Source organism: Paenibacillus sp. FSL M7-0896, assembly GCF_037975415.1.
In the GTDB taxonomy this organism is placed as follows: domain Bacteria; phylum Bacillota; class Bacilli; order Paenibacillales; family Paenibacillaceae; genus Paenibacillus_AQ; species Paenibacillus_AQ silagei.
Map to the genome: position 1 here is coordinate 1,529,078 of NZ_CP150250.1, position 25,519 is coordinate 1,554,596.

The window sequence follows — 25,519 nt, forward strand, 5'->3', positions numbered from 1 at the left end:
GAATAGAATTCTGTCCCTCAAGAGTGAGTCTGCCGCACTCCTTTTGCGGGAGGGGTGGCCTATAATAGAGAACGAGCTCACAATACAAATGTCAATCAAAGGGGTAGAACGTATGCAGAAAAAATGGTTGGGCCTCAGCCTGAGCCTCATGCTGGCCGCCGGAATCGCCGGCTGCGGCGGGAACGGGAACAATAACAAGAGCGGCGGTGCGGCAGAGGGAACATCCGGAGCGGCAACAGCGAGTCCGACAGCTTCGGCCGCAGCAGAAACAGGCGAGCCGGTACAGCTTAAGTACTGGACGGATGACCGTCATGACCAGGAATATATCAAGGAACTGATCAACAAGTTCAATGAGACGAACGGCGAGAATATCCAGGTGGAACTGACAGTCATGTCTGAGAATTACGCGCAGAGCGTTGACATTGCCTTCACCAGCAACCAGGCACCGGATATCCTGCGTTTGAAGAGCGGCAACACCCCCGAATTTGTCAAAAAAGGCTATCTGGCTCCGATTGACGATTACCTGACCGACGAGATCAAAACGAAATTCGGCAGCCTGCTGATCGATAATGTCAACCGTTTTGACGGCAAAGTGTATTCCTTGGCCAATACCGGCCTCACCCTGCGTCTGATCTACAATAAGGATCTCTTTGACAAAGCAGGCATCGCGAATCCTCCGGTATCGTTGCAGGAAATGGTCGATGATGCCAAAAAAATCACTGAAGCCGGCAAAGCCGAGGGCATATACGGCTTCGCGCTGAACTTCAAAAGCCCGAAGGCGGCCTTTGACCGTTCGATCCGCGAGATTCTCTCCTTGAGCGGCTACCAGGGCCTTGGCTTTGACCTGAAGACAGGCCAGTTCGACTTCGCGCCTTACTCTCAGGTTATCGAGTATTTCAAGCAGATGTACGAAGACAGAAGTATTCTGCCGGGGGCGGAGACACTGGATATCGACCCGCTGCGCGCCCAATTTGCCGCAGGCAAAATCGGCATGTACCTCAGCTTCTCGACGGAGCCCGGCGTATACCAGGACCAGTTCCCGACAGAAATCAACTGGGCAGGTGCCCTGGCCCCTACGCTGGACGGGCAGATTAAGGGAACCTCGGAGATCGTATCCGCCGGCACCTGGCTCGGGATCAGCGCGAAATCGGCACATCAGGAGGCCGCCTGGAAATTCATGCAGTACATGTACGGCGACGATATTCTGAAGACGTATCATGAGAAGGGCTTCGGGATTGCTGTAGTGCCGAGTATTGTGGAGCAGGCCAAAAAGCCGGAAATTGGCGGTATGGAAGGCTTCCTGGTCGGTGAGCATGACTCGCTCTGGCCTGCTGTGCCGAACGTCACGCCGGAAGGCTCTACCTATGCGGATGCTTTCTTCAAGTATATGCTCTCGGGCGGGGATGCCAAGGCCATTGCTGCTGATCTGAATACAAGATACAATGACGCATTGTCCAAAGCAGTGGAGAAGGGTGAGGTTACCGTTACACCGGACCCGGCCTTTGATCCAATGAAGCCGCAGGGAGAATAACGGGTTACACAGGGGCTTGTACGGGATTCCCGGATCAGCCCCTTTGCTTTCCCTGAAGGAGACTAATTATGATTTACAAATGGAAAAGACTTGGGGAGAATTCCCTGTTCCTGGCACCGAGCATCATTCTGACACTCACGCTCGGCATCTATCCTCTGATCTGGATGCTGCGCTATATGTTCTATGATTATGCCGGATACGGCGAGGCGCTGTTTACCGGGCTGGACAATTTCAGCCGGCTGCTGCGGGATACCCTGTTCTGGGAATCGGTCGGCAATACCTTCGTTTTTGCCGGAGGGAAGCTGCTGCTGACCCTGCCGCTGTCCCTGCTGCTGGCTGTTATTCTCAACGGCAGACTGCGCGGGTCGAATCTGCTCCGGGGCATTTATTTCATGCCGACGGTTATAAGTACCGCAGTGATCTCTGTTGTTTTTTATAACATCTTCAATTCCTATAACGGCATGGTTAACACAGTTCTGATGAAGCTGCATCTCGTCTCCCAGCCGGTCGACTGGCTCGGTCCGAAGCACGCCATGCTGACGGTTATTCTTGTGGCCGTATGGGGTGCCGTCGGGAACTATATGCTGCTCTTTCTCGCCGGGTTGCAGAGCATTCCGCAGGACCTGTACGAGAGCGCGTCCATCGACGGAGCGAACGCCGGAAGACGCTTCTGGAATATTACGCTTCCGATGCTGGCTCCGGTAGCCCAGATGGTCATTATGCTGGCGATTATCGCTTCACTGAAGGGCTATGAGAGCATCATGGTCATCACCGAAGGCGGACCGATCGGCAAAACGGAAGTCATGTATCTCTATCTCTACAAGCTGCTATTCCCTGTATCCACCGGTTCACCGGTAACGCAGCAGCTCGGTTACGGCAGCGCCGTGGGCTTCGCCACCGCAGTGATTGTCGGAGCGGTAACCGGCCTGTATTTCTTCTTCAGCCGCAAAATGAACAAGGTGTATTAGGAGGCTTATCCAAATGAACGAATCTGTGATATCCAAGCAGCCCGGAAGGCGGCCGCAGACGGTGGACCGGACGCCCGGTACTGCCGGGAGAATCGTAACCCGGACCGTGATGTGGCTCTTCCTGCTGGCAACGGCGGTCCTGACACTGTTTCCGCTGCTGATGACACTGACCGGTTCCTTGAAGACCGGGGCCGAGATGATGACTGGGGGAACGCTTTTTCCCGCCAAGCTGCAATTCAACAATTATGCTGAAGCCTGGAAGCAGGCTAATTTCGCCCGCTATACCTGGAACAGTGCATTTATGAGCGTAATGGTGACGGTGGGGACGCTGCTGGTGGCCTCGATGGCTGCTTATGTGGTGGACCGGCGTGATTTTCCGGGGAAAAGAATATATGTAACGGTGCAGGCGTCCATGATGTTCATTTCAGTCGGGGCCATTGTCCTGCGCCCGCAGTTCGATCTGATGGTTGCGCTGCATCTGAATACTACGCTGTGGGGGGTTATTCTGATTCTGGTCAGCGCCCATTCCAGCACCTTCTTCATGCTGCAGGGCTTCTTCAAGGCAATTCCCCGGGAGCTGGATGAGGCCGCAATGGTGGACGGCTCGGGCTTCATCCGCACCTTTTTCCGCATCATTCTGCCGCTCTTGACCCCTGGGCTTGGGGTGGCCGGATTGTTCGCCTTCCGCCATGCCTGGAACGAATACATTCTGCCGCTGGTGTTCACGATGACCAATCCGAAGCTGCAGACGCTAACGGTCGGACTGGCGAATCTCCGCTATGGCTCTTCGGCTGCGATGCAGATTCACCTGATGATGGCCGGGGCCTGTCTGTCCATCCTGCCAATGCTGCTGGCGTATGTTCTGGCGAATAAGACCTTCATCCAGGTGACGGCCGGATCGGTGAAGGGGTAATAAATTTGAAGATAAGCCTATGCTTCCGAAGCGAGTTTTGCGAGGTGGATTCAGGTGAAGCTACGCTATCAAAACTTTTAGGAGGATAACGATGAATTACGGACATATTACAGTACCGCAGGCTGAGGTGCCTGTCTCCAGCGAGGTTGATGTGCTGGTTATCGGCGGCGGGGCGGCAGGGATTGCCGCCGCGATCTCGTCGGCTGAAGGCGGGGCGAGTACCATGATCGTGGAGCAGCGCGGGTATCTGGGCGGAATGGGCACAGTGGCGCTGGTGCCTGCCTTCTGTCCCTATACGGACAAGGTCAAGCCGATTATCCGCGGCCTGGGCCTGAAGCTGATGGAGCGGATGAAGCAGGCCTGTGATCCGGGGTATCAGGAGGAATACCGCGAGCAGCTGGACTGGGTGCCGATTGATCCTGAAGTGTTGAAGCGCGTCTATGACAATGCGGTACTGGAGAGCGGTGTGACGCCGCTGTTCCACACCTTTGTCTACGATGTGGTGCGTTCTCCGGACGGACAGACGATAGAGGGTGTAATCATTGTCAATAAATCCGGGAGATCCTTCATCCGCTGCCGTTATATTATTGACTGCACAGGGGACGGCGACATTGCTGCCCTGTCGGGCGTACCGTTCCAGAAGGGAGGCGGAGACGGAGAGCTTCAGCCGGGCAGCATGTGTTATCTGCTGGCGAATGTGGACCGTCCAAGCTTCAGCCGCTTCCTGGCGGAGACGGGAGATACCAGTCAGTTACACCGGACGGTGGAGCAGGCCATCCTGGAGGGAGCGCTGCCGGAAGGCCGCAAATCGATCTCCGGCCTGGCCTGGGTGAGCGATCAACTGGTCGGCGTTAACTTCGGCCATGTGTTCGGGGTGGACGGAACGAAGGCCGAGGACCTGACACGCGGAGCCATTGAAGGCCGCAGGACGGTGCTGCGGCAGCTCGAATTCTTCCGGAGGTATGTGCCCGGCTTCGAACAGGCGCATCTGGTGGCAAGCGGAGAGCAGCTTGGCATCCGGGAGACGCGGCGTATCCAGGGGGATTATACGCTGACTGTGGACGACTTCGTGGCCGCGCGTTCTTTTCCTGACGATATCGCCCGCAATGCCTACTATATTGACATTCATCTGGCGACAAGCAAAAGTGAAATGACCTTCAATCATCTGCCGCCGGGAGTCTCCCACGGGGTGCCTTACCGGGTGATGCTGCCGGTGGGCATCCGCAATCTGTGGGTGGCGGGACGTTCGGTGTCCTCGGACCGGGCGGTGCAAGGCTCCCTGCGCGTCATGCCGAACTGCTTCTCGATGGGCCAGGCCTGCGGCACAGCAGCAACGCTTGCACTCCGGGACGGCACGGACTCCCGCAGTATCTCGATTCCTGAGCTTCAGCAGCGTCTGCTGGAGCAGGATGTGTGGCTCGGGGAGAATTTCGTTCCCGGGGCAGCGGATCAGGAAGCGGGGCAGGCGCAGTGAGCGGCGCGGAAAATTTGAAGAGCGCCGAGAGTGGGAAGATCGGGAAGAGCGGGAAGAGCGAGAAGAGCGTGGAGAGTGTGGAGAGCGGGAAGAGTGTGGGGAACGTGGAGAGTGTGGAGAGCGGGAAGAGCCTGGAGCGCGTGGACAGTGTGGAGAGCGTGGGGAACGGAAAGAACGTGGAGAAGGTGAGGAGAGAGGAGCGCGCAGAGAGCGGGAAGAGCGGGAAGAGCGGGAAGAGTGTGGAGAGCGTGGAGAACGGGAAGAGGGAGAAGGACGAGAGGATCGTGAACAACGTGAGGAGCCTCCCTTTGCTGGAGGAGTGGTTTCACGGGGCGGTCTCACTGGAGCACCGGCAGGAGGGGATCAAGCCCTGGCGAATTCCGTTCCGGGACTATGATCTATATCCGCCGGATGGAATCGGCGGCAAGGCGGAGATCTGCTCCGGTATCCGGCTGCGGCTGTCCACCAGCTCCAGCACCTTCGCACTCTGGTTTGAACCGCTTGCGGAGGACGCTTCACTGGATTGTTTGGCTGACGGCCGGCTGGTGCAGACGCTCCGGCTTGCTGCGCAGTCTGCGGAGGCCCGCTTCACCGGGCTTCCCCCTGGTGTGAAGGAGCTGGAAATCTATCTGCCGCAGAATACCGGTATGACGATAAGCGGTCTTGCCATTGATGATGATGCCGTTGCCGAACTGCTGGAGGACCTGCGGCCCCGCTGGGTGACGTATGGAAGCTCGATTACCCAGTGTGTTGCGGCTTCGAGCCCTTCCCGGACCTGGCCGGTGATCGCCGCCGGGGAGATCGGCTATCACTTGACCAATCTCGGCTTCTCCGGCAACTGCCTGATGGAGCCGATGGCGGGCCGGCTGATCCGGGATCTGCCGGCTGACCTGATTACCTTGTGCGTCGGCGTGAACATCTACGGCGCAGTGTCCTCCAGCCCGCGGATGTTCAAGCCGCTGCTGATCGGCCTGCTGGAGACGATCCGGGAGAAGCATACAGAGACACCTATGGTGGTCATCTCGCCTATTTACGGAACGGAGCGAGAGACGGAGGAGAATCCGCTAGGCTTCACCCTGCCGCTGATGCGCCGGGAGATCGCGGATACAGTGAAGCTGCTGCAGGCGCGGGGAGACCGCCATCTGCATTACCTCGATGGGCTGGAGTGGTTCGGTACGGCGGACGGAAACCTGCTGACCGATGGTCTGCACCCCGGCCCTGAGGGCTATGAGCTGCTGGGCAGCCGCTTCAGCGGCAGGTTGGCAGCAGCGCTTCAGGGCGAAATGCTGCACCAGTAGAGCATCAACTTTAAAAATTGTAAGATGAACCTCAGGGGGGTTAAAGGCTGAGCATGAGCATCAAGCTAGATGTTGGGCTGATCCTGCACCCGTTACCGCTTTCTGCTCTTACATTCAAGTAGGTTATTGTATTTCCTGCAATAGAAAATGGATTTCTGGCCGTAAAATGAGATTCTATTGTATTTCATACAGTAGAATGTTGTGTTTTGGGTGAAAACTGGCCTTTGTTCCACATTCAATTGTACGGAATACAATAGATTCTCTTTCGAAGCCTTTTTTACAGTATTCTAATGTACAAAATGCAGTTACTATCGTTCCAGCGCCTAAGCATCCGAATGACTGCTGTGCGAATGAGACGCTGGCTTGTTAAGGTCCGGTAATGGTCCCATATTCAGAATATTAAATCTGATGCTGCACCGGTAGAGCATCCAACCTCACTATGAGGGTTTGCTATGACCCGATTAAGTACCAGCAATAGGCTTAAGTGTATTTTGTACAACTAAATCTTCTGATGTACCGCTGAATATGCATTTAGTTGTATTTCATACATTTAAACTGGCATCCCTACCTGGGTTATCGCCCATTCCGGCAGATTTAGTTGTACAAAGTACAGCTAGAAGAGGCGAACCTTTCTTTTCACGGTTTTTAGATGTACAGAATACAACTATCGCCGAATACTCGGTTCAAATGCAACTTTAACGTTACCATAATTATTAACTAAATTCAGTCCTTGTGCTCTATGCTCTGCTAGCTGAAAATGGAAGATTTCATGTGAACATTTTATAGATTAACTATGCAAGATGATGCATAATAGGGATGCAAAGACACTGGTTGCGCTTTCATCTATTAAACTACAGAGGGGAATCTGCACAATGAACGATCTGACGACAGGAACGCTGACTTCAAGTCCGGTGATGGTCCGGCATCCGCTTAACCCGATTCTGAAGCCTTCTGATGTACCCTATGGACCGGCGATGGTATTCAACGCCGGGGTGACGAAATTCAAGGGCAGATATGTCATGGTGTTCCGCAATGATTACGGGGATGAGAGCAAGGGAATCGTCGCTCCCCATCATACCACCAATCTGGGGCTTGCCTTCAGCGATGACGGCGTCCATTGGGAGGTACAGCCGGAGCCTTGCTGGTCCTGGCATGATGAAGAGGTGGTCCGGGTGTATGACCCGCGCCTGAGTGTCGTCGGAGACCGCTGTTATATGTGTTTCGCGGTTGATACGCGCCACGGGCTGCGCGGAGGGATCGCTGTTACTGACGATTTCCGTTCGTTTGAAGTGTTAAGCCTGTCGCTGCCGGATAACCGCAATATGGTACTCTTCCCGGAGTTGATCGGAGGCAAGTATGTAAGGCTGGAGCGCCCGCTTCCGGTCTACAGCCGGGGCGGCCGCGACCGCTTCGATATGTGGATGAGCGATTCCCCGGATCTGAAGTACTGGGGGAACCATAAGCTGCTGCTGGCCGTGGAGCAAGTGGCTTATGCCAACGATAAGGTAGGTCCAGGTGCGCCTCCGGTGAAGACGGACAAGGGCTGGCTGACCACCTTCCATGCAGTGGATCTCGATCCTGCCCGGGGCAAGAACGGCTGGGAGGAAACCTGGAAGAAGCGCTACACCGCCGGAATTATGCTGCTGGATCTGGAAGATCCGAGCAAGATTATCGGCCGGGCGGAAGCCCCGCTGCTGGTGCCGGAGACAGCGTATGAAACTTCAGGCGGCTTCCGCAACGATGTCATTTTCCCCGGCGGGATGATCCTGGAGGACTCGGGCGAGGTCAAAATCTATTACGGTGCAGCCGATACGGTGGAATGCCTGGCCACGGCCCATGTAGACGATCTGCTCAGGCTTTGCCTGGAGCCGAAGAGATAATTAGACCGGTTATATAGGCAGGGGGCCTTCCGTTATGCGGGGGGCTCCAGCCTTTTTTTGTTGAGAAATTATGATTTACGCCGCCTGTGGATAGGTATGTACGCAAAAAATGTATAGAAGAATGCTGCAAGAAGTGCAACAATACTGCCCCATAGAAGCGGCCTCTGCCGGAATCCTGCACAAACTGCAACAAATCCAGCAATAACTTGCTCTAACTATCGAAATTTGTGCAAAAAATGCAACATTGTACTTCGACCCCGTAACATTTATAGATGAATCCTGCAAAAAGTGCAACAATGCTGCCCCCCATCCAAGCAGTAGGTGAGAGAAGTCGTCAGCATCCCTTACCCGCAGGATGATTTTGTTCAAATATGCAGCGGAATCTGCCGAATTATCATGCCCTGTCTTGACGCCGGGCCGGAGCAGCCGTATCGTACAAGTGACAAGAACCGATAACCAAAGGGAGGTACAAGGTACATGCTTCAGAAGGAAAAGCTATGAATACATTCACAGCCTATGGCCGGCAGCTCGGGCGGCAGATCGCCGGCAGGTATTACCGGATATCGATCAAACAGAGGATTCTGTTCTCGTTCATCGTGCTGATCACGCTGTCCATCGGTGCAATGGGCACCTTCTCATATTGGATTGCCGCGCAGGAGATCGAGGATAATGCTTACGCCGGTAGCCGGGAGACCGTAAGCAAAACGGCCCAGCTGCTGGATTCCCGCCTGAATGATGTAGCGCTGTCTGTACAGTCCCTGATGCTGAGCGATGCGTACCGCAAGATGATGCTCGATGTGTTCAGCCATGAGGTGTCGAATTACTATGTACACCTGTCCGATCTGCAATATGTCCTCTCTCAGGCAATGTTCAATCAGCCGATCATTGAGAGTGTGCTGATCGTAACCCCGATTGGCGATTTCTATCCCACTACGCAGATCCGGGCGCAGGACAACTCGTTCTACGGCTCGGAATTATATGATCTGAGCAAGGAGCAGCCGGGCGGCTACTGGGCCAAAGGACATTATGACCGGTTGTTCACAGGCAGCCAGAGGGTGGTCTCCTTCGTAGTCCGGGGAATTTATGAATACCCTTACACGCCGATCAGCAATGTATTTATTGTGGTCAATATCAGGGAGAACCGGATCGATGAGCTGCTGAATACAGGCGGAGAACAAGCAGGGAGAAATTATTATCTGGTGAGCGGGGAAGGAGAAGCTGTGGTGGAGTCCCGCTGGCCGTTCCGGGGCAGGTTCCCCTGGAAGCCGGTGCTTGTCGAAGCCGGAAAAGCGGCCGATCCGCAGGATCACTACTACAGCTATGGCGGCAAGGAATATCTGGTGAATTATACAAGCTCAGCCGTATCACACGACTGGATCATCTCCGGCATGCAGTCGCGGGACCAGCTGCTGGGCAAGCTGCAGCGGGTGCAGCGGATCACCCTCTATGTCATCGTTGTTTTCCTGCTGGCGACCTGGCTCATTTCGAATAAGCTGACATCTGTACTGCTGAAGCCCCTGTTCAAGCTGCGGCGGCTGATGCGCAGAGTCGAAGAGAACCAGCTCAGTGTGGTGTATGAGAGCCGTTATGAGGATGAGGTTGCCCAGGTCGGCTTTCAGTTCAACCGGATGATGTCGGAGATTAAGACGCTGATCGCGGATGTGAAGACCAAGGAGGAGGGCAAACGGCATGCAGAGATCCGTGCCCTTACGGCGCAAATGGAGCCGCACTTTCTGTACAATACGCTCAATACCATCTATTGCAAATCGGTCATGGGCGAGAATGACGATGTAAATGAGATGATCCTGTCGTTGTCGCAGATGTTCCAGATCGGACTCAGCGGCGGCAAGGATCTGATTACCCTTGCGGATGAGCTGTCCCATATGCGGCAGTATTTTGCCATTCAGCAGAAATGCTATGAAGGTCTGTTCGAATACACGGTGACGGTAGAGGACGAGGCTCTGCTGTCCTGCCTGCTGCCGAAGATTATCCTGCAGCCGGTGGTGGAGAACAGCATTCAGCATGGCTTCAGCGACCGGACCATAGGAGGCAGGATAGACATCACGGTCAGCCGGGAGCAGGGGATGCTGCATATTTGTATTACCGACAACGGACGGGGACTTGATGCTGCACAGGTCAAGCAGGGGATGGCCACGGTTCCGCAGTCGAGGAAAGGTTATGCCCTGTTCAACATCAGGCACCGGCTGGCGCTGTATTACGGGGATGAAGCCCGTATGGATGTGGGCGGCGAGCCAGGTAAGGGATCACGGACGGATCTGTGGATTCCCTCAGAGGAGGAGCGTTGAAGGATGGACTGGAAGCTGGAGCCGGAAAAGTTCAAATTATGTGTAATCGACGATATCAAAAGTGTGGTGGAGATGGTCTCGCGCAAGCCGCCGTGGCAGGAGTACGGTATTGAGGTCGCCGGTACGGCGCTTGACGGCGAAGCGGGGCTGCAGATCATCCGCGAGACCCGTCCGGACATTGTACTGACGGATATCCGCATGCCAAGAATGGACGGCCTGCAGATGACCCGGGCGATTCTGGAGGTGCTGCCGGACTGCAAGATTATTATTCTCAGCGCCTACTCGGAGTTCTCTTATGCCCAGGAAGCGATCCGGCTGGGGGCACTTGATTTCGTGAAGAAGCCCTTTTCCCTGGAGGAGATTGTGAATGCAGTGCTGAAGGCCAGGGAGCTGTGCCGGGAGGAGCGTCAGGAGACGGCCAGACTTGCTGTGATGGAGGCGAGAATCAGGGAAAGTCTGCCTATTCTCCGCCAGGAATATCTCACCTTCCTGCTGCACCACCAGACGACAGAGACAGATGCCCGTTCCCGCTGGGCCTATCTTGATATCCCGCTGGACCAGCATGATTTCTTCGTGTTTGTCGCCGAGATCGATCATTTCGCGGAGAAGCTGGGCGGCCAGCCTGTGCAGGAGGTCGAGCTGCTGAGGTTCAGCCTGCACAATATTCTTGAAGAGACGATTTCCGCCTGGACCCGCGGCATTATTATCCGGGAGGCGACAGACCGGTACGTCTGCATCATGAACGGTTCGGACCCGGAGACCGCCGCGCTGATTACGGAGGCCTGCTGTACGAATGTAAGCCGTTTCTCGCGTCATACCATTTCTATTGGCGTGGGGCTGGGCACGGCGGCGATTCAGGGGCTGGGTACGGCGTACAGACAGGCGCTGAGCGCCCTGGGGTATCATTTCTATACCGGGGGCAACGGGGTATTTCATTATAGCAATATCGAGAATAAACCTCTCTCGCTCCACAGCTATTCTGCCGCCGCCGAGCAGGAGCTGCTGTTCGCCTTGCGTTCCGGCAATTCCGCCAAAAGCCTGCAGGTGCTGGAGCAGTTGTTCGCGGAGCTGCTGGACAGCGGGCTTTGGCCTGAGCCGCGTTATGTGGAAAGTGTCGGCTATGAGCTGAGCTCCAGGATCTGCCGGGTCCTGCTGGAGCAGTTCCCTTACGGGCAGGTGGAGCCGCTGGAGCTCCGAATTTCCGCCCTGAAGAACCAGATGCATCCTTCCCTGCAAGATATCCGGGACCTGCTGTCCTGGCTGTGCCGGGAGGCCTGTGCGCTGGTTACGGAGGCCCGTTCTCTGGAGTCCACACGGATTATCCGCCAAGCCGTCGAATACATCCATAGTCATCTGGACACGGGGCTGTCACTGGAGCAGATGGCGAAGCAGATTAACCTTAGCCAGGGGTATTTCTCCAATCTGTTCAAGAAGGTGCAGGGAATTTCGTTCCAGCAGTATGTGATGCATGAGAAGATGGAGAAGGCGAAGGCGATGCTGATCAGCGGCCGGCAGGTTCAGGAGATCGCCCAGGATCTCGGGTATGAGCACAGGCGCTATTTCAGCGAGGTATTCAAGAAATATACGAGCATGACTCCGTCGGAGTTCAAATTGCATTATATTGGAAAAGAATAGCAATCAGCAGGGGAGGGATTTCCGCAGGGCGGAGATTGCCTCCCCTGTTTGTATACAACTCCTACAGAAATCTGCCCTTAATGTGGGCTTACCCGCCTTATCTGAATCCGCCTATAGAACTATAATCAAGTTGTAAGCGAATACAGCAGGGTATATAAGGGGGCACTACCAATGATGAAGCGTACGCTAATGACATCTCTGAGCCTGGTCCTGGCACTCGGCTTGGCAGCCTGCGGCAATGGTAACAGCGGCGGCAATGCAGCTGAAGGCAAGGGAGAAGGGGCGAAGGCCGGTTCGGGGGAAAAAACTAAAATCAGCTATTGGACAGGCGACCGCCACGATGCGGATTTTATAAAGGAGAAGGTAGCCGAGTTCAACGCATCCAATCCTGACGGGATTGAAGTGGAGCTGGTCGTCAAGGGCGATGACTTTGATACCGCACTCGATCTGTCCTTCCAGACCTCGGATGCGCCGGATGTGATCCGGGCGAAGGAGAATACCATCCAGACCTTCTACAAAAAAGGCTTTCTCGCTCCGATTGACGAGTTCCTGAGCGATGAGATGAAGACGAAATTCCCGGCCATGCCGGATCTGAACGAATTTGACGGCAAGCGTTACAGTCTGCCGAACTATGGAACGACCATGCGTCTGGTGTACAACAAGGATCTGTTCGCCAAAGCAGGCATTGAGCATCCGCCGACAACCCTGCAGGAGCTGGTGGATACCGCCAAGAAATTGACAGCAGCCGGCAAAACGGACGGTGCTTACGGCTTCGCCCTGAACTTCAAGAACCCCGGCAGTGCGTTCGCACGTTCGGCGCGGGTGGTTGCGGAGATGAGCGGCTATGGCGGCTTCGGGTATGATTTCAAGACGGCCCGCTATGACTTCAGCGGCTTCGAGCCGATCATCAATGCTTTTAAGCAGATCAAGGACGACGGCAGTATGCTGCCGGGTGTAGAATCGCTGGATATTGATCCGCTGCGGGCGCAGTTTGCGGAAGGCAAGATCGGAATGTACATGTCCTACTCCTCGGAGCCGGGCGTCTACAAGAATCAGTTCCCGGCCAAGATTGACTGGGCGGCTGCTCCAGTTCCGACCATCGACGGCAATGTGAAGGGGGCTTCCGGCTTCCTCGGGGGCCAATGGCTGGCGCTCAGCTCGAAATCAGAGCACAAAGAAGCAGCCTGGAAGTTCATGGAATTCATGTACGGCGATCAGGTGCTGACGGATTATCAGGAAAAAGGCTTCGGTATCTCCATGGTTCCGTCCATCAGCGCAGCAGCCAAGACACCGGATGTGAACGGCATTGAAGGCTTCCTGCCGAACAAGTACGATGGAGTGTGGCCGGTCTATCCGTCTGTAGCACCGGAAGGCATGAAATCGGATGACGCCTTCTTCAAATATATGCTAAACGGCGGCGACCTGAAGGCGATTATCGCTGATCTGAACAAACGCTATAATGCTGCACTGGACAGTGTGATTGCGAATGACGGCGTGAAGGCCGAGCCGGATGCCGGCTTTGATCCCGCCGCTCTGGGCGGCAAGTTCGCCAAATAGACAAAAGGTTAGGGATAGAGATATATAGGCCGGGATAGCGGGGGATGAGGGAGCAGCTTCCTCATCCCTCTGCTCTGGCCGTAAAGGAAAGGAGCCGGAAGAAACCAGATGAACAAAACGAAACATGCCTTATTTTCATACAGCTTTATCTTTCCAAGTGCCTTGCTTACGTTGGTCCTTGGGATTTACCCAATTGCCTGGGCGTTCCGCTATATGTTCTATGATTATAAAGGGTTCGGAACGGCCCGGTTTACCGGTCTGGCCAATTTCAGCCGCATTCTGAAGGACACCCAGTTCTGGGATTCGGTGGTGAATACGTTTGTCTATGCCGGCGGCAAGCTGCTGATCACCATTCCGCTGGCCCTGCTGCTGGCCGCCATATTGAACCGGGGGCTGCGGGGCAGACAGCTGCTGCGGGGGATTTTCTTCATGCCTACCGTCATCAGTACCGCGGTAATGGCCGTAGTCTTCTTCACGATTTTCAACTCATATAACGGAATTCTCAACCAGTTCCTGATCCGCTCGGGCCTCTCCGATTCGGGTGTCGACTGGCTGGGGCCGAAATATGCCATGCTCACTGTCATCCTGGTTGCGGCCTGGGGGGCGGTCGGCAATTACATGCTGCTCTTCCTCGCCGGTCTGCAGAATATTCCCGAGGATGTGTACGAGGCTTCTTCTCTGGACGGGGCAGGCAAAATCCAGCAGTTCCGCTATGTCACCCTGCCGATGCTCGGGCCTGTCATGCAGATGGTTATTATGCTGGCGATCATCACAGCCCTGAAGGGCTACGAGAGCATCATGGTACTGACTGAAGGCGGTCCTGTAGGCAAGACGGAGGTCATGTTCCTGTATTTGTACAAATTATTTTTCCCTGTCGGCGGGGGCAGCGCGGCGGTTCAGGTCCAGGAGTTCGGATACGGCAGTGCGGTCGCCTTTGTGTCTGCGGTCATTGTAGGGATGATATCACTCATTTATTTCTACGCATCCAGACGTATGAATCAGACCGATTGAGGAGAGAGGCTATTATGAGACTAAGAACCATACTGGGTAAAATCATCCTGTGGATTTTTTTGCTGACTGTTGCTTTTATCACCCTGATTCCGGTCGTAATCACGATCCTGGGCTCCTTCAAGACCAATGCTGAGCTTACTGCGGGAGCGACTTTCCTGCCGGAGAGCTGGCACTTCTCGAACTATGCCGAAGCCTGGTCGCAGGCGAATTTCTCCAGATATACGCTGAACAGCCTGATGGTTTCTCTGGCGGCAGTGGTCGGCACGCTTCTGGTATCATCCATGGCGGCTTATGTAGTGGACCGGATGGATTTTGCCGGCAAAAAATTGTATATCGGACTGCAGTCCTTCACCATGTTCGTGGCAGTAGGGGCGGTTGTGCTGCGTCCGCAGTTCGATCTGATGGTTAAGCTTCATCTGCACAACAGCCTGTGGGGCGTTATTTTGATTCTGATCTCCGCCCATGCTTCGATCTTCTTCATTCTGTTCAGCTTCATGAAGGGGATTCCCCGCGAGCTGGACGAGGCGGCGCTGATCGACGGCTGCTCCCCGGGCCGGACCTTCTGGCGGATCATTCTGCCGCTGCTCGGACCCGGACTTGGTGTAGGCGCCTTATTCACCTTCCGCGGCGCGTGGAATGAATATCTGCTGCCGCTCGTGTTCACGATGACGAAGCCGGAGCTGCAGACGCTGACCGTCGGGCTGGCGAACCTGAAATACGGGATTTCGGCCGCTTCCCAGACCCACTACATGATGGCGGGCGCCTGCTTATCCATTCTGCCGATTCTCGTCGCCTATCTGTTCGCCAACAAATCCTTCATGCAGATGACCGCCGGTTCCCTGAAGGGGTAGCTGTAGGGCTCTGCACAGACTATAGACAACATGAAACACTCAACATTCAACATTTAAGGAGGTACACCCCATGACACTACACATTCCGGCGATTCTGCAATCCGCCCCGTTCATCCGGCGGTATCCGGGCAATCCGGTGCTGGATGCAGCGAAGGTTCCTTACTCCACCGCACTGGTATTCAATGCCGGTGTAACGAAATTCAACGGCAAATATGTGATGATCTTCCGCAATGATTACGGCTCGCTGGCCGATCAGACGCTTGAGCCGCACCACACCACGGATCTCGGCATTGCCTACAGCGACGACGGGCTGAGCTGGACCGCCGGCCCGAAGCCGGTGTTCAAAATGCACGATGAGGAAATTATCCGTGCCTACGACCCGCGCCTGACCGTGCTCGGCGGCCGCTGTTATATGTGTTTTGCCGTGGATACACGCCATGGCATCCGCGGCGGAATTGCCGTCACCGATGATCTGGAACACTTTGAGGTACTCAGCCTGTCCACACCGGACCTGCGCAATATGGTGCTGTTTCCCGAGCTGATTGGCGGCAAATACGTCCGGCTGGAGCGTCCCTTCACGGTGTACAGCCGCGGCGGCCGGGATCGTTTCGACGCCTGGATCTCCGAGTCGCCAGACCTTGTGCATTGGGGCAACTCCAGCCTGCTGCTCGCCGTCGAGCAGGTGCCGTTTGCCAATGACAAGGTCGGTCCGGCTGCGCCTCCCGTCCGGACGGACAAGGGCTGGCTGACCACCTTCCATGCGGTGGATGTAGACCCGGCCAGAGGCAAGCACGGCTGGGAGGACACCTGGAAGAAGCGCTATACTGCCGGAATTATGCTGCTGGATCTGGAGGACCCCCGCAAGGTGCTCGGCATGAGTAAGCAGCCGCTGCTGGCGCCGGAGACGGATTATGAGATTGGCGGGGGCTTCCGTAATCATGTGATTTTCCCCGGCGGGATGATTCTGGAGGATGACGGCGAGGTCAAGATCTATTACGGCTCTGCGGATACGGTTGAATGCCTGGCGACTGCCCATGTGGACGATCTGCTCCGGCTCTGTCTGGAGCCGGGGGAATAAGTAAAGTTGCAAGCTGGCTGAAAGCGGGAATGAGGAGCGGCAGTGGTGGGATGGTGCATTAAGTGCAACAACGGTAGCTTAATAGGAGCGACTTGAGCGGAGAGTGTGCATAAAGTGCAACAATTCTAGCACGATAGTAGCAACCGTGGGCAGAATGTGCAAAAAGTGCAACATTGCAGCTCAATGGGAGCGACTTGAGCGGGGAGTGTGCTTAAAATGCAACATTTCTAGCTCAATTGCAGCGACCGTAGGCAGATTGTGCATAAAGTGCAACAATGCAGCCCCATAGGAGCAGCCAGCGCAGGAATCCTGCACAAATTGCAACAACACAGATCCAATTAGCACCGGTTCGCCGAAATTCCTGTAAAATCTGCAACAATAGCTCCACAGCCAGTAACCAATGTAGAGAAATCCTGCAAAAGGTGCAACATTGCCGGAACCCAGCCAAACCCGCTAACTGAAAGCGGGCGTTGGGGCGGGAATAAGGTGTAAAAGTGCACTTGAATTGGCCGAAAGTGGGCGATGGGTGGAAATGAAGTGCAGAAGTGCACCAGAATTAGCCGAAAGTTGGCGTTGGGCGAGAATGAGGTGTAAAAGTGCACTTGAAATCGCTGAAAGTTGGCGATGGGCAGGAGTAAGGTGCAGAAGTGCACCTTATCCCGGCCTAAAGCAGGCGCAGGGCGGGAATGCGGTACGCCCTCTCAGCTCGTCAACTGGTGCAGCACCAGAGCACATGCACCTGTTGCAACTGCGCGCTCGCCCAGGCTGCTCCGGGTGAAGCGGACATTGTACTGTCCGCGGTAGTAGGTCCGCTCCAGGGCGATCCGCGTGGCGGTCTCGTAGAAATCTGCGGCGAGGAACAGCGGGCCGCCCAGGATGACCTCCTCCGGGTGGAGGATGTTAATCAGGTTCGCCAGCCCGATGCCGCAGGCCACCGCCATCTCATCAAATAACCGGACCATCACACGATCGCGCTCCCGGAGCGCTTCCAGCAGATGGACGAATTCCAAAGCCTCCGCATGCTCTGCCAGAGCACGGAGGCTTGTGCTGCTGTCCAGCCGCCAGGCCTCGCGGGCCTGCCCCTCCAGCGTCCGGACCGACACATAGCTCTCCCAGGCCCCGGCGTTGCCGCCGGGAAGCTGCGGCGGTACTCCCGCGCGGTCAATGATCATCTGCCCGACCGCTCCCTCGGTATCGATTATGCCGTAGAGCAGCCGCCCATCGTTCATAATAGCGGAGCGCAGGCCGATTCCGGCATGGAGATAGAGAAGGTGCTGCTGCATCCGGTTGCTGCCGGCCCAGTATTCGCCGAGCAGTGCCGTATTGGCTCCATTATCCAGATAAACAGGCACCCCCAGGCGCTGCTCCAGCTGTTCCTTGATATGTACTTGTGACCAGCCCTCTGCAGGAAAACGGGCCGGATTCAGGATAACTCCGGCTGTGCGATCCAGCGGACCAACCGCACCGATGCCAAGACCGGCGACCCGGCTAAGCTGGACAGAGGCTGCGTCAAGCATCTGTAAGCCTTGTCTGTGGAGCGACTCCATTAGAAGCTCGGGGGTAAGCCCTGCATCCATGTTCCAGGTATGCTCGCCCAGCAAGCGCAGATGAAAGTCTGTCAGCACAAGCTTGGCATGGGTACGGGAGATCTCCAGCCCCAGCAGATAAGCGTAAGATGGATTCGTCTCATAGAGGGTAGGGCGGCGTCCTCCGGTGGATTCGCCGAAGCCGACCTCAACCAGAAGCTCCTGGGACAACAGTTCATCCAGGATGCGTGTTAACGTGCTTATGGTCAGTCCGCTTTCGTCCAGCAGGGTCTGCTTGGAGACGGTACCGTGTTTTCTGACCGTGAAATAGATCTCTCTGGCTTTGGGATTGGCGATGATTTCATGAATAGGCAGCACAGATGGTTCTCTCCTTATGAAAAGACTATACCTGACGAATGGACTACATCTGCTTCAACAATGACATAAAAAGCAGGGTGCCGCAACTATCACAAGGAGAGCGTAAGCGCCATTTCGAATATGTAGCCGCTGCCGGGGAGAGACGCAGGACAGTCAGGCAGCATATGAGGATAAGCAGGCGTAGTGGAGGGGATTGTTCATCCTAGAGCAGCGCCTTGAAGGAATGGCGGATCACATCGCCGCGGCTGATGATGCCGACCAGCACATGGTTCCGTTCAACGGGAACCTTTTTGATTTGCTTTTTGCCGAGGATAGTGGCGATGGCTTCAATATCTTCTTCGGCATGCACGGTGATGACCTTCTTCTTGGCGATAGCCATTACGTTCAGACCCAGCAGCTTCTGCGCCCGTTCCTCGAACAGATCATTATCCCCGACGAACACATTAATCTGGAAAAAAGAATCCACAATCAGATCCTCATGCCTGCCGATATAGCGCATAATATCCCCGTCGCTGAGGTAGGCGACAATCTCATTCCGGTCATTCACGACAGGCATACCGCTGATCCGGTGGGCAATACATTTCTCAATAAAAGTCCGTACGGTGTCCTCCTGCTTAACCTTATACACCTGACGGACCATGAATTCATGGGCTTTCATACCGGTTCCCCCTGAAAATTAGCTTTTGCAGAAATAAGTTGTATCATGAAAGTATATACTTGTATTATACAAGTGGAAAGAGTAAAGTCAATGAATAAAAGAGAAGAGGGGCAATCGGCATGGACAAACATTCAATTGAGACAATAGAGCTGGAAATGGCGGTTCTGTTCCGCCGTCTCACTTCAATTACCACGTTCAAAAAAATCGGCAATCTGGATCGTGCGGCTTACCTGCTGCTGCATCACATTGCCTCTCGTGAAGGAACTGCCGGGATAAAGGCAATCTCCGATGAGTTTCAGTTGGATATTTCTACGGTCAGCCGGCAGGCTGCCTCACTGGAGAGTAAGGGGTACATCACCCGGGTGCCGGACCCTGTGGACGGGCGGGCTTATTCGCTGCAGATTACGGAGACGGGCCAAGCAAGTCTGGAGGAGAACCGGCAGGTCCGGCAGGAGATGATCGAACAACTGCTAAAGGGCTGGTCAGAGGAGGAGGGACAGCTGTTCGGGGAGCTGCTGCGGAAGTTCAATGCAACTTTTCTGGTAGAGGGCTGATGGGTCGCTGTAGGTAACAGAAACCGCTTAATGGGCTGAAGGGGGCTATAGGCTAGAGGAACCGGACCAAGGAGAGTCGGGTAGGTGCCCGGCCCCGGAAGTATTCTATTGTATTTTGTGCAGTCAGATGAAGCGAAAAGGCTCTATTTCAGCGATCGATTGTACTTCGTACATTAGATTTTTGCGATACAGCCTGAACCGGGCGGATTTGCAGAATTCTATTGCAGTAAATACAGCAGAATGTGTTTTTAAAGGCTTTTACACGGATTCTGCTGTATAAAATACAATCACCTGCTTCATTCCCGCCCTGGGTTCGTATAGGCATCAGGCAAACTCAGGCAAATCCAGGATTCCCGCTCATCCCCACCCACAGCGGGGATTGCTCCAGACAAGCAGCGAGCTGGAGCAGCAGGTCCTCGCGCCCTTTGGAGGCCATGACCTGGACGCCGATCGGCATTCCTTCGGCCGTAAGATGCACCGGCACGCTCATGGCGGGCTGGCCGGTCAGGTTGGCAAGCTGGGTGAAGGGCGTGTACGTCAGGCTCGGCTCGAACATCTCGTAGATCATCCGCCGCTGCGCGTCCTTCGGCAGCCCGCTGATCTGCATCAGCTTCTCTGTCTCCGCCATGGTCTGGGTCAGCTCTCCGACCTTCGGAGCGGAGTCTGCATTAGCCGGAGTAATATACAGATCGAAGCGGTCCATCAGCGCAGCCATTTGCGCAGCGGCTACATCCCATTCGTGCAGACTGTGTACGAACTCTGCCGCCGAGACCTGCTTCCCGGCTTCGGCCAGCACCCAGGTGACAATATCCACTTCCTCTGCCTTAATTGCACGGCCCATGGCGCTCTCAAGCGACAGGAACATGGCGGATACTTCTCCGGCGTTCATCGTATAGTAGTTGTCCATCAGCCGCACCCCGTTGACCGGGCTCAGCTTCTCTTCCACCTCATAGCCCTCGGACTCCAGCCACTTGACCGTCTTCAGCACGGCCTCTACCGCCTCAGCGGATACCGGTGTTCCCACCGGCGAAGCGGTGGTGAAGGCGATCCGCAGCTTCCGCTGCGCAGGCCTCAACAGATCGTCCAGGTAGACGCCCGGATACAGCGGCGTCTGAAAAGCTGCTTCCGGCTGCACCACCTGCAGCAGATCCAGCATCGCGGCGCTATCCCGCACAGAGCGGGTCAGCGCAAAATCAATCGACGCGCCCTGCCACTGGCGGCCGATTCCCGGGCCGACCGGCGTACGCCCGCGCGTCGGCTTCAGCCCGAACAGGCCGGTGAACGAGGCCGGTATGCGGATGGAGCCGCCGCCGTCACTGGCTCCGGCGGCCGGGACGATCCCGGCGGCAACCGCTGCCGCCGCACCGCCGCTGGAGCCGCCGGGTGAACAGGCGGGGTTCCAGGGATTGCGGGCCGGGCCGTGAAGGAGGGGCTCGGTGATGTTTTTCAGCCCGAATTCCGGCGTATTCGTATGGCCCAACGGAATGAAGCCGCCACGCCGGATACGGGCCACATAGTTAGAGTCCCTTTTCGCTACATTGTCCTTCATCAGCAGAGCGCCCGAGGTCAGCGGTTCGCCGCCAATCGCCTGGGAGATATCCTTCAGCAGGAAGGGGACGCCGGCGAACGGACGGGGGGTATCCCCGGAATCAAGGGGCATCCCCGCAGCCTCCTTCAGCGCGGCCTCCCGGCGGGTGCGCACCACCGCATTCAGCAGCGGATTCACCTCATCCATCCGGGCATAGGCGGCTTCCACAAGCTCACTTGCAGAGACCTCCCGTGCCTTCACTAGGGCGGCAAGCCCCAGCGCATCATAACCGGAATAAGCAGACAACGACATAGGTATAACCTCTTTCTGGCAGGAACAGGCAGGCTACATAGTGGTCAGGCTATAGCTGCAGTCTCGCGCATAGTGTATTGCGTTATAAGGAGGGCAGAGACTTTTCAAGTACGCTCATCTGTAAGATATTGCTTCACTGGAGGCGGCGTATACTCTGCGAACTGCTGCAGAATGCCCTCCGGCGTGGTAGCGTTCAGCATGATGGAATGATGCTTCTCCTGCAAGAATTGTTCCCGGGCCATGTTGCTGAACAGGGCAATCAGCGGATCATAATAATGATTCACATTAAGCAGTCCGCAGGGCTTCTGATGCAGGCCGAGCTGCGCCCAGGTGAAGATCTCGAAATACTCTTCCATCGTGCCCGGGCCGCCCGGCATAGCAATGAATCCGTCCGCCAGCTCAGACATCTTAAGCTTCCGCTCGTGCATAGAGTCTACCATAATCAGCTCTGTCAGACGGGTGTGCTCGATTTCTCTTTGCTTCAGAAAATGCGGCAGCACCCCGATCACGCGGCCTCCCGCCTGCATCACGCTATCTGCAATAGCGCCCATCAACCCTACAGTAGCTCCGCCATAGATCAGCGTAATGTTACGTGCGGCAAGCTCCTTGCCGAGTAGAATAGCGGATTCCTTGTATACGGGCGAAGCCCCTTCACTGGAACCGCAGAACACTGCGATACTCTTCATAAGCTGCTGACTCTCCTTTGTCTTAAGATAATTTGTAATGTGCTTTGAAGAACGGTTGTTTCCTCTACCTAATGTATCACGGATTCAGGTGCATGTAACATTTTTCTCGCTGCCGGAGCAGGCGGTTTAATTGCGGTGGTGCTCTGCATTGACAACCTTTTGCGGAGCGGCTATACTTTCTGTAATCTTATAGTTGGTATACGTTGAACGAGCCAGTAGCAGCCTTGTCCCTGTTCCCAGAGAGCCGGGGGTCGATGGAACCCGGTACACACAAGCGGACTGCGAATTACGCCTCGGGAGTATCTTGGGTAATGCCAAGCGGAGCTAAGCGAACGATAACTCGCCTGAGAGTGGTATGGACCTGCGTGCAGCATCAGGTCTGTGCAATTTGGGTGGTAACACGGTTAATGATAATCGTCCCTGTGTCTGAATAGACAAGGGGCGATTTTTTTGTTGTCTGTGCGGTTTGCTGGCTGGGTGCGTGGCGGGCTTAAGCTTCTGAGGCTGCTGCGGTAGGGCTGCTGTTTTTTTGACGGATACCAAGGGATATAGAACAATCACTTACACAAAAGGGGCTGTACATGTTGAACATTATCGACGAGCTATTGTGGCGCGATGCCATTAACCAGCAGACAGATGCGGACGGACTGCGTGAATTGACGGAGAGTAAGGCGGTATCGCTGTATTGCGGCGTGGACCCGACGGGCAACAGTATGCATATCGGCCACCTGATTCCATTCATGATGCTGCGGCGCTTCCAGCTGGCCGGTCACCGTCCGGTGATTCTGATCGGGGGAGCTACGGGAACGATCGGCGATCCGAGCGGACGCCAGAGTGAGCGCTCTTTGCAGACGATGGAGCAGGTGCAGGAGAATGTGGATGCGCTGACGGCCCAGATGAAGAAGCTGTTCATTACTGATGGCGACAATCAGGTGCGGATGGTGAACAACTACGACTGGACCAAGGATATGAACGTCATTGATTTCCTGCGTGATTTCGGCAAAAACTTCAGCATCAACACGATGCTCGCCAAGGATGTAGTCGCCAGCCGTCTGGACAGCGGCATCTCGTTCACGGAGTTCGCTTACCAGATTCTGCAGTCCATTGACTACCTGCATCTGTACCAGAACGAGGATGTGCAGCTCCAGATCGGCGGCTCGGATCAATGGGGGAATATTACGAGCGGCCTCGATCTGATCCGTAAAAAAGAAGGGAATGAAGCCAAAGCCTTCGGCCTGACCATTCCGCTCATGCTGAAGGCTGACGGTACGAAGTTCGGTAAAACCGCCGGCGGCGCCATCTGGCTCGACCCGAAGCAGACTACCCCTTACGAGTTCTACCAGTTCTGGGCGAACACCGATGACCGTGATGTGGTTAAATACCTGAAGTACTTCACCTTCCTGAGCAAGGAAGAGATTGAGGCGCTTGAGGAGAAGGTAGCCACTGAGCCGCATAAACGCGAAGCGCAAAAAGCGCTGGCCGAGGAAATGACCCGCTTCGTGCACAGCGAGGAGCTGCTGGAGCAGGCCAAACGTATCAGCGCGGCACTGTTCAGCGGCGATATCCGCTCCCTGACTGCGGACGAGATCGAGGAAGGCTTCAAGGAAATGCCGACCTTCACAGCGGGCACTGAGACCAAGAACATTGTAGACTGGCTGGTGGACCTGGGGGTTGAGCCATCCAAGCGCCAGGCGCGTGAGGATATCACCAAAGGCGCAATCTCGATCAACGGGGAGCGTGTGAATGAGCTGGAGACGGAGATTACAGCTGCAGATGCCATCGGCGGCAAGTTCATCATCGTCCGCAAGGGCAAGAAGAATTATAGCCTGGTGAAGCTGGTCTAAGCGCAAGCTGCCGGGCGATGGTTTGCGGAAGGCGAGTATAGCGGGCCGGATGTTGAGCCAGATCTGGAGCGGTGTTAGGCTGGAACGAGGCTGAGGGTGAACTGGAACGAGGTTGATGGTGGCTAGGGTGAGGTAGATTAGCTAGGGTGAGACAGAGATGAGTGAGGTTTGGCTAGATGAGCTAGGATGAGCCAGAAGAGTTAGGTTTGGCTAGATGAGGTAGAGTAAGATAGATGAGTTAGGTTGAGCTAGATGAGCTAAAGTAAGACAGATGACTTAGGTTGAGCTAGAGTGAGAATGGTGTGAAGTAACTGAGTGATTGGGCTATCCCACTGTCAGCAGTGACAGGGATAGCCTTTTTTGGTGGTCGCGGAAGGTGAGACGGTCTCCCGCCTTCCTCCCCTAATCACCGTAGGCCGGAAGCGTGGCTGCGTCGTGAAATCACAGGGATAAATCCATCTGATTTTTGCTGGATGTAAGCTAAATGAGGAAATCAAGTGTATAAATCCCTCTAATCTTGCTGGAAGTGGGCTGAATGAGGAAATCAAGTGTATAAATCCCTCTAATCTTGCTAGAAGTGGGCTGAATGAGGAAATCAAGTGTATAAATCCCTCTAATCTTGCTAGAAGTAGGCTGAGTGAGGAAATCAAGTGTATAAATCCCTCTAATAGCTGCCGGGTGGGAAGAGGGAGGCCGATGAGGAGCACAAGTGCACCCGAATTCGGCGCAAGCGGCCGAAATGAGCAAATCAGGTGCATTAGTGCACCCGAATTCGGCGCAAACGGCTGAAACGAGCAAATCAGGTGCATTAGTGCACCCGAATTCGGCGCAAACGGCCGAAACGAGCAAATCAGGAGCACAAGTGCACCCGAATTCGGCGCAAACGGCCGAAATGAGCAAATCAGGCACAAATGCACCTGAATTCAGCCGAAGAGGCCGAAAGGAGCAAATGAGGTGCATTAGTGCACCTCACCCGTCCAGCCCGCCCTCACCAGTCCAGCGCGCCATCTGACGGGAGAGCCAGGCTTCAAAACAAATAAAAAATAATGCCTTTACCAGCAGCGACAGTCTGGCTGTAGAACCGCTGGATCTCGGTGAAGAACTGGAGCAGATAGGCAAAGAAAGCATCCGCATCATCGTCAGACACTGTATCAGGATCCAGCGGGTAGACCTCCTCCTCGGCCATCGTCCGGAAATCATACTGCTGGCGCAGCTGCGCTTCATCCAGCCGGAAAATAGCGTCAAGCGCTTCGGCCACTTGTCCGGCACGCAGGCAGAATGCCCCGTATGCCCCGAACTCGATGCCCTGGTCGGAGTGCAGCGGGACCACATATCCGAGCGGCGCTGGCCCATCCGATATATCACCGCAGAGCAGGTAGTGAATCGCCTCCCAGGTACGGTCGATATCCAGCCCCGGGTACTTGTCTATGTTCAAGCTCGCCAGCGGGGTGCTGCCTGCGGCAATTTGCTGCACCAGTTCATCTTCCATTGCAAAGTAATATCCGCGTATCGCCATTGTATCAGCCTTCCT

At 55.3% G+C, this 25,519-nt stretch carries 19 protein-coding genes; 14 read left to right on the forward strand and 5 right to left on the reverse strand.

Annotation, left to right across the window (positions count from 1 at the left end; all coding sequences use genetic code 11):
* Positions 1 to 112 precede the first annotated feature (112 nt).
* The 12 genes from MKY12_RS06455 (at position 113) to MKY12_RS06510 (ending at position 16,502) form a co-directional block, all read left to right on the forward strand.
* Entirely contained in the window at positions 113 to 1,531 is a 1,419-nt protein-coding gene (locus MKY12_RS06455) for an extracellular solute-binding protein (RefSeq protein ID WP_339254779.1), read from the forward strand.
* A 68-nt stretch (positions 1,532 to 1,599) separates the two neighbouring features.
* On the forward strand, positions 1,600 to 2,499 hold the full coding sequence (locus MKY12_RS06460; RefSeq protein WP_339254781.1) for a sugar ABC transporter permease: 900 nt from the start codon (positions 1,600 to 1,602) through the stop codon (positions 2,497 to 2,499).
* Positions 2,500 to 2,512: 13 nt separating this feature from the next.
* Positions 2,513 to 3,412, forward strand: coding sequence for a carbohydrate ABC transporter permease (locus MKY12_RS06465; RefSeq protein ID WP_339313228.1), 900 nt, complete (start codon positions 2,513 to 2,515; stop codon positions 3,410 to 3,412).
* A gap of 91 nt (positions 3,413 to 3,503) precedes the next feature.
* Positions 3,504 to 4,886: an FAD-dependent oxidoreductase gene (locus MKY12_RS06470; RefSeq protein ID WP_339313229.1), complete on the forward strand. Its 1,383-nt coding sequence runs from the start codon at positions 3,504 to 3,506 to the stop codon at positions 4,884 to 4,886.
* Positions 4,826 to 6,184 carry an SGNH/GDSL hydrolase family protein gene (locus tag MKY12_RS06475; RefSeq protein ID WP_339313230.1) on the forward strand — a complete coding sequence of 453 codons (1,359 nt, stop codon included), beginning with the start codon at positions 4,826 to 4,828 and terminating at the stop codon, positions 6,182 to 6,184. Before MKY12_RS06470 ends, MKY12_RS06475 begins: the two co-directional genes overlap by 61 nt.
* A gap of 872 nt (positions 6,185 to 7,056) precedes the next feature.
* Positions 7,057 to 8,064 (forward strand): glycoside hydrolase family 130 protein, encoded by a 1,008-nt coding sequence (locus MKY12_RS06480; RefSeq protein ID WP_339313231.1) that lies wholly within the window; start codon positions 7,057 to 7,059, stop codon positions 8,062 to 8,064.
* Positions 8,065 to 8,561: 497 nt separating this feature from the next.
* On the forward strand, positions 8,562 to 10,370 hold the full coding sequence (locus MKY12_RS06485; RefSeq protein WP_339313232.1) for a sensor histidine kinase: 1,809 nt from the start codon (positions 8,562 to 8,564) through the stop codon (positions 10,368 to 10,370).
* A gap of 3 nt (positions 10,371 to 10,373) precedes the next feature.
* Positions 10,374 to 12,005 carry a response regulator gene (locus MKY12_RS06490; protein WP_339254793.1) on the forward strand — a complete coding sequence of 544 codons (1,632 nt, stop codon included), beginning with the start codon at positions 10,374 to 10,376 and terminating at the stop codon, positions 12,003 to 12,005.
* A gap of 171 nt (positions 12,006 to 12,176) precedes the next feature.
* The gene (locus MKY12_RS06495) at positions 12,177 to 13,562 is read left to right on the forward strand and encodes a sugar ABC transporter substrate-binding protein (protein ID WP_339254795.1); all 1,386 of its coding nucleotides are present in this window, start codon (positions 12,177 to 12,179) and stop codon (positions 13,560 to 13,562) included.
* Positions 13,563 to 13,670: 108 nt separating this feature from the next.
* Positions 13,671 to 14,573, forward strand: coding sequence for a sugar ABC transporter permease (locus tag MKY12_RS06500; RefSeq protein ID WP_036725649.1), 903 nt, complete (start codon positions 13,671 to 13,673; stop codon positions 14,571 to 14,573).
* A 14-nt stretch (positions 14,574 to 14,587) separates the two neighbouring features.
* Positions 14,588 to 15,424, forward strand: a complete 837-nt coding sequence (locus tag MKY12_RS06505; protein ID WP_076079688.1) for a carbohydrate ABC transporter permease — start codon at positions 14,588 to 14,590, stop codon at positions 15,422 to 15,424.
* Between the two features lie 70 nt (positions 15,425 to 15,494).
* Positions 15,495 to 16,502 (forward strand): glycoside hydrolase family 130 protein, encoded by a 1,008-nt coding sequence (locus MKY12_RS06510; RefSeq protein ID WP_339254798.1) that lies wholly within the window; start codon positions 15,495 to 15,497, stop codon positions 16,500 to 16,502.
* A 701-nt stretch (positions 16,503 to 17,203) separates the two neighbouring features.
* Here MKY12_RS06510 and MKY12_RS06515 read toward each other — a convergent pair.
* Positions 17,204 to 18,406 carry an ROK family protein gene (locus tag MKY12_RS06515; protein ID WP_339254800.1) on the reverse strand — a complete coding sequence of 401 codons (1,203 nt, stop codon included), beginning with the start codon at positions 18,404 to 18,406 and terminating at the stop codon, positions 17,204 to 17,206.
* A 202-nt stretch (positions 18,407 to 18,608) separates the two neighbouring features.
* A complete protein-coding gene (locus tag MKY12_RS06520; RefSeq protein WP_036696539.1) occupies positions 18,609 to 19,064 on the reverse strand; it encodes a CBS domain-containing protein in 456 nt (151 codons plus the stop codon).
* Positions 19,065 to 19,183: 119 nt separating this feature from the next.
* Here MKY12_RS06520 and MKY12_RS06525 point away from each other — a divergent pair, with 119 nt between their 5' ends.
* Positions 19,184 to 19,618, forward strand: a complete 435-nt coding sequence (locus MKY12_RS06525) for a MarR family transcriptional regulator (RefSeq protein ID WP_339254803.1) — start codon at positions 19,184 to 19,186, stop codon at positions 19,616 to 19,618.
* 334 nt (positions 19,619 to 19,952) lie between these two features.
* Here the strand turns inward: MKY12_RS06525 and MKY12_RS06530 are convergent, their stop codons facing one another.
* Together MKY12_RS06530 and MKY12_RS06535 are read right to left on the reverse strand one after the other, a co-directional pair.
* Positions 19,953 to 21,458: an amidase gene (locus tag MKY12_RS06530; protein ID WP_339254805.1), complete on the reverse strand. Its 1,506-nt coding sequence runs from the start codon at positions 21,456 to 21,458 to the stop codon at positions 19,953 to 19,955.
* Positions 21,459 to 21,562: 104 nt separating this feature from the next.
* Positions 21,563 to 22,144 carry a TIGR00730 family Rossman fold protein gene (locus MKY12_RS06535; protein WP_339313233.1) on the reverse strand — a complete coding sequence of 194 codons (582 nt, stop codon included), beginning with the start codon at positions 22,142 to 22,144 and terminating at the stop codon, positions 21,563 to 21,565.
* A 584-nt stretch (positions 22,145 to 22,728) separates the two neighbouring features.
* Here MKY12_RS06535 and tyrS point away from each other — a divergent pair.
* Entirely contained in the window at positions 22,729 to 23,988 is a 1,260-nt protein-coding gene (gene tyrS / locus MKY12_RS06540; RefSeq protein ID WP_036725840.1) for a tyrosine--tRNA ligase, read from the forward strand.
* A 1,027-nt stretch (positions 23,989 to 25,015) separates the two neighbouring features.
* On the opposite strand, the gene MKY12_RS06545 is transcribed toward tyrS, so the two are convergent.
* A complete protein-coding gene (locus MKY12_RS06545; protein WP_339313234.1) occupies positions 25,016 to 25,504 on the reverse strand; it encodes a YfbM family protein in 489 nt (162 codons plus the stop codon).
* Between the last annotated feature and the right edge of the window lie 15 nt (positions 25,505 to 25,519).

What these genes read in the sequence shown, in the direction of transcription:
- MKY12_RS06480 (WP_339313231.1), top strand. Translation starts at nt 7,057, where the DNA reads ATGAACGATCTGACGACAGGAACGCTGACTTCAAGTCCGGTGATGGTC.
- MKY12_RS06490 (WP_339254793.1), top strand. Translation starts at nt 10,374, where the DNA reads ATGGACTGGAAGCTGGAGCCGGAAAAGTTCAAATTATGTGTAATCGAC.
- MKY12_RS06460 (WP_339254781.1), top strand. Translation starts at nt 1,600, where the DNA reads ATGATTTACAAATGGAAAAGACTTGGGGAGAATTCCCTGTTCCTGGCA.
- MKY12_RS06530 (WP_339254805.1), bottom strand. Translation starts at nt 21,458, where the DNA reads ATGTCGTTGTCTGCTTATTCCGGTTATGATGCGCTGGGGCTTGCCGCC.
- MKY12_RS06485 (WP_339313232.1), top strand. Translation starts at nt 8,562, where the DNA reads ATGAATACATTCACAGCCTATGGCCGGCAGCTCGGGCGGCAGATCGCC.
- MKY12_RS06455 (WP_339254779.1), top strand. Translation starts at nt 113, where the DNA reads ATGCAGAAAAAATGGTTGGGCCTCAGCCTGAGCCTCATGCTGGCCGCC.
- MKY12_RS06510 (WP_339254798.1), top strand. Translation starts at nt 15,495, where the DNA reads ATGACACTACACATTCCGGCGATTCTGCAATCCGCCCCGTTCATCCGG.
- MKY12_RS06505 (WP_076079688.1), top strand. Translation starts at nt 14,588, where the DNA reads ATGAGACTAAGAACCATACTGGGTAAAATCATCCTGTGGATTTTTTTG.
- MKY12_RS06495 (WP_339254795.1), top strand. Translation starts at nt 12,177, where the DNA reads ATGATGAAGCGTACGCTAATGACATCTCTGAGCCTGGTCCTGGCACTC.
- MKY12_RS06535 (WP_339313233.1), bottom strand. Translation starts at nt 22,144, where the DNA reads ATGAAGAGTATCGCAGTGTTCTGCGGTTCCAGTGAAGGGGCTTCGCCC.
- MKY12_RS06470 (WP_339313229.1), top strand. Translation starts at nt 3,504, where the DNA reads ATGAATTACGGACATATTACAGTACCGCAGGCTGAGGTGCCTGTCTCC.
- MKY12_RS06520 (WP_036696539.1), bottom strand. Translation starts at nt 19,064, where the DNA reads ATGAAAGCCCATGAATTCATGGTCCGTCAGGTGTATAAGGTTAAGCAG.
- MKY12_RS06465 (WP_339313228.1), top strand. Translation starts at nt 2,513, where the DNA reads ATGAACGAATCTGTGATATCCAAGCAGCCCGGAAGGCGGCCGCAGACG.
- MKY12_RS06525 (WP_339254803.1), top strand. Translation starts at nt 19,184, where the DNA reads ATGGACAAACATTCAATTGAGACAATAGAGCTGGAAATGGCGGTTCTG.
- MKY12_RS06545 (WP_339313234.1), bottom strand. Translation starts at nt 25,504, where the DNA reads ATGGCGATACGCGGATATTACTTTGCAATGGAAGATGAACTGGTGCAG.
- MKY12_RS06500 (WP_036725649.1), top strand. Translation starts at nt 13,671, where the DNA reads ATGAACAAAACGAAACATGCCTTATTTTCATACAGCTTTATCTTTCCA.